The organism is Streptomyces flavofungini, from assembly GCF_041028215.1.
Lineage (GTDB): Bacteria > Actinomycetota > Actinomycetes > Streptomycetales > Streptomycetaceae > Streptomyces > Streptomyces flavofungini_B.
Genome location: NZ_JASKYR010000823.1, coordinates 1 through 3370, shown reverse-complemented (window position 1 = coordinate 3370; position 3370 = coordinate 1). Strand labels below are relative to the sequence as shown.

Sequence of the window (3370 nt, the reverse complement as noted above, 5' to 3'; positions counted from 1 at the left end):
CCGTGTCCGACTGCCATGCCGGGACTCCGGGAGGGGAGGGCGTTCCCACTGGAAACGCGTTATCGTTTGAGCCCGTASGAAATCGGCTGGCGCTGATGGTACGGACGTCCCCCGGACCCGGCAAGGGGGGGCCGGATGCCTTGGGGGAGACGGGAAGAGCGGGGACACTTGCCGGTACGACGCGCACCGGCACCACGCGCACCGCGGGAACGAGGAGACACGTACGTGACGGGCTACCGCTCCATCCGTGAGACCGAGAAGGCGGTCCGGGCCAAGCTCGGCGGGACACCCGTCAAGCACGACCGGATGGCCGCCGTGGCGAACATCTACCGCGCGGCCTCGGCCGTCCGGCAGCACTTCGAGAACTCCGTGCTGCGCGGCGCCGAACTGACCTGGACGTCCTTCGTCGTGCTCTACGTCGTCTGGATCTGGGGCGAGATGGAGACGCGCTACGTCGCCGAGGAGGCGGGCATCTCCAAGGGCACGCTCACCGGGGTCGCCCGCACCCTCGCGGGCCGCGGCCTCCTCGAACGCCGGGGCCACCCCGACGACGGGCGGCTCGCGCTGCTCCGGCTCACCGAGGAGGGGGAGCGGCTCATGGGCGAGGTCTTCCCGGCCTTCAACGCCGAGGAGGCCTTCGTGACCGAGGGGCTCACGGACGAGGAGTGCCGGGCGCTCGCCGACCTGCTGCGCAAGATCGTGGTGCGGACCGAGGACAAGGGCGAGGAGCGCAGGCTCGAACTCCTCGACGGAGCGGCGCCCGCCCCGCGCAGGAGCGGCCGCCGCGCCAGGACCGGGGCCTGACCGGCGCGGCGGGCCCGGAGCTGCTCAGCGCGGCGCGTCCGCGGCCCGTACCAGCGCTTCGAACAGGCCGCGCATGGCCCGGTCCGAGGCGGCGGTGTCCTCGGGGTGCCACTGCACCGCGGTGAACCAGCCATCGGCGCCGTCCAGTTCCAGCGCCTCGACGGTGCCGTCGGCGGCCCACGCGGTGGGGACCAGGCCCCGGCCCGGCCGGTCCACGCACTGGTGGTGGTAGCAGGACACCACGGTCTCCTCGGCGCCGAGCGCCCGCGCGAGCACGCAGCCGGGCCGCACGCGCACGGGGTGCGTCTTGTGGCGGTGGTAGGCGTCCGGGCCGCCCATGTCCTGCCGCAGCGTGCCGCCGAGCGCGACGTTCACCACCTGAAGGCCCCGGCAGACGGCCAGCGTCGGCAGGCCGCCGGTCAGCGCGAGACGGGCGAGCGTCAGGTCGAAGGCGTCCTGGGAGTCATCGACGTCGTACACGGAACCGTGCACCTCGGCGCCGTCCGCGTACCGCCACGGCGCGAGGTCGCCGCCGCCCGGCAGCAGCAGCCCGGCACACCGCCCGAGCCGCTCGGCGGCGCCCTCCGGAGGACCCGGCAGCATCATGAACGGCTCACCGCCCGCGCGGAACACCGCCTCGGCGAGCGCGCGGGCGGTGACGACGGCGGCGTACCGCAGGGCGGAGGTGGAGGCGGCGTAGCGCTGGGGCAGGGCGATCAGAGGGCGCCGGACCCGTGGCCGGAACCCGCTCAGAGCCGTATCCACGTCGTCTTCAGCTCCGTGTACTTCTCCAGGGCGTGCGCGGACTTGTCGCGGCCGTTGCCGGACTGCTTGTAGCCGCCGAAGGGGACCGTCAGGTCGCCCTCCTCGTAGCAGTTGACCCAGACCGTGCCCGCCCGCAGCCGCCGGGCCACCGTGTGCGCCACCGACAGGTCCGCCGTCCACAGGCCCGCGGCCAGGCCGTACTCCGTGCCGTTGGCCAGCGCCACCGCCTCCTCCAGGGTGTCGAAGGTGAGGACGGAGAGGACCGGGCCGAAGATCTCCTCGCGGGCCAGGGCCATGGCGGGGGTGACCCGGTCGAAGACCGTGGGGGCGAAGTAGCTGCCGCCCGGCACCCGGTCGAGCGGTCCGCCGCCCGCACGCAGCCGCGCCCCCGCCTCGGCTCCCCGGCGCACATGCTCCTCGACGGCGGCCACCCGGGCCGCGCCCGCGAGCGCCCCCATCTCCGTGGCGGGGTCCAGCGGATCGCCGACCCGCAGCGCCGCCGCCCGCTCCACGACCGCCGCCGTGACCTCCTCCGCCACCGCCGAGTGGACGAGCAGCCGCGAGGGTGCCGTGCACATCTCGCCCTGGTTGAAGAAGATGCCCCACGCGGCCGTGGCCGCCGCCGATGCCAGGTCGGGGGCGTCGGGCAGCACGATGTTCGGTGACTTGCCGCCCAGTTCGAGCCAGACCCGCTTGAGGTTGGAGTCGGCCGCGTACCGCAGGAACCGGCGGCCCACGGCGGCGGAGCCGGTGAAGGCGAGCACGTCGACGTCCGGGTGGCGGCCGAGCGCGCGGCCCGCCGTCGGCCCGTCGCCCGCGACGACGTTCAGGACCCCCGGTGGCAGCCCCGCCTCGTCGGCGACGCGGCCGAGCGCAAGGGCGGAGAGCGGCGTCAGCTCGGACGGCTTGAGGACCACCGTGCAGCCCGCCGCGAGCGCCGGTGCCACCTTCCACGCGGCGAGCGTGAGCGGGAAGTTCCACGGGACGACCGCGCCGACCACGCCGGACGGCTCGCGTGTGACGAGGGCGAGCGCGCCAGGGCCGGTGTGCGGGGCCTCGTCGGTCAGCTTGTCGGCGAGCTGCCCGTACCAGCGGAAGGTGTTCGCCAGGGCGCGCAGCTCGATCCCGTACGCCTCGGTGACCGGCTTGCCGTTCTCCAGCGCCACCGTCAGAGCGAGTTCGGCGCGCCGCTCCTCGACGAGCGCGGCGATCCGCAGCAGCGCGCGGCCCCGGTCGGCGGGTGCCAGGCGCGGCCAGGGCCCGTCGTCGAAGGCGCGGCGGGCGGCGGCGACGGCGAGGTCCACCTCCTTCTCGCCCGCGTCCGCGACGAGCGCGAGCGTGCGTCCGTCGCGCGGCGAGACGACGGGGAACGTGCCGCCCGAGCCGTCCTGGTCGGCGCCCGCGACGCGGTGTGCGACGGGGAGCGCGGGGATCAGCTCCTCGGCCCTGCGGAGCCAGTCATGGTGGCTGCTCGTGGCCAGTGTGTCGTCGTCGTCCGGCATGGCTGCCTCCCAGAGATGGGGCCGAGCGTCTCGTCCGGATTTCGTTTGAGTACAAACGATAGGCCAACCGGCCCTTGCGGGCGAGGGGTTGACCCGGTCGCCCACCGCTCCTATGTTGTTTGGGGTCAAACGAACTGGAGGTCCCGATGGCTCTTCCAGAGAGTGCGCCCCCGACGGCGTCCGTCGCCGGGGTGCCCGTCGACACCCGGCACTGGATAGGCGGCGCCCGCCTCGCCTCGGCCGCCGAAGTCACCGCCCACGCCGCCGCCGGGCCGCACGCCGCCACCGCGCCTTCCGCC

General features: G+C 74.6%; 3 protein-coding genes. 1 reads left to right on the top strand and 2 read right to left on the bottom strand.

Features of this window, described 5'->3' with window-relative positions; translation table 11 throughout:
• The first annotated feature begins 225 nt into the window (after positions 1-225).
• Positions 226-804: a MarR family winged helix-turn-helix transcriptional regulator gene (locus AB8Z36_RS35055; RefSeq protein ID WP_369217430.1), complete on the top strand. Its 579-nt coding sequence runs from the start codon at positions 226-228 to the stop codon at positions 802-804.
• 24 nt (positions 805-828) lie between these two features.
• Here the strand turns inward: AB8Z36_RS35055 and AB8Z36_RS35050 are convergent, their stop codons facing one another.
• Positions 829-1569, bottom strand: a complete 741-nt coding sequence (locus AB8Z36_RS35050; protein ID WP_369217429.1) for a gamma-glutamyl-gamma-aminobutyrate hydrolase family protein — start codon at positions 1567-1569, stop codon at positions 829-831.
• Positions 1554-3071, bottom strand: a complete 1518-nt coding sequence (locus tag AB8Z36_RS35045; protein WP_369217428.1) for an aldehyde dehydrogenase — start codon at positions 3069-3071, stop codon at positions 1554-1556. Before AB8Z36_RS35045 ends, AB8Z36_RS35050 begins: the two co-directional genes overlap by 16 nt.
• Positions 3072-3370: the final 299 nt, after the last annotated feature.

Excerpts from the sequence above, each read along its gene's own strand:
- AB8Z36_RS35045 (WP_369217428.1), bottom strand. The coding sequence starts at position 3,071 with ATGCCGGACGACGACGACACACTGGCCACGAGCAGCCACCATGACTGG.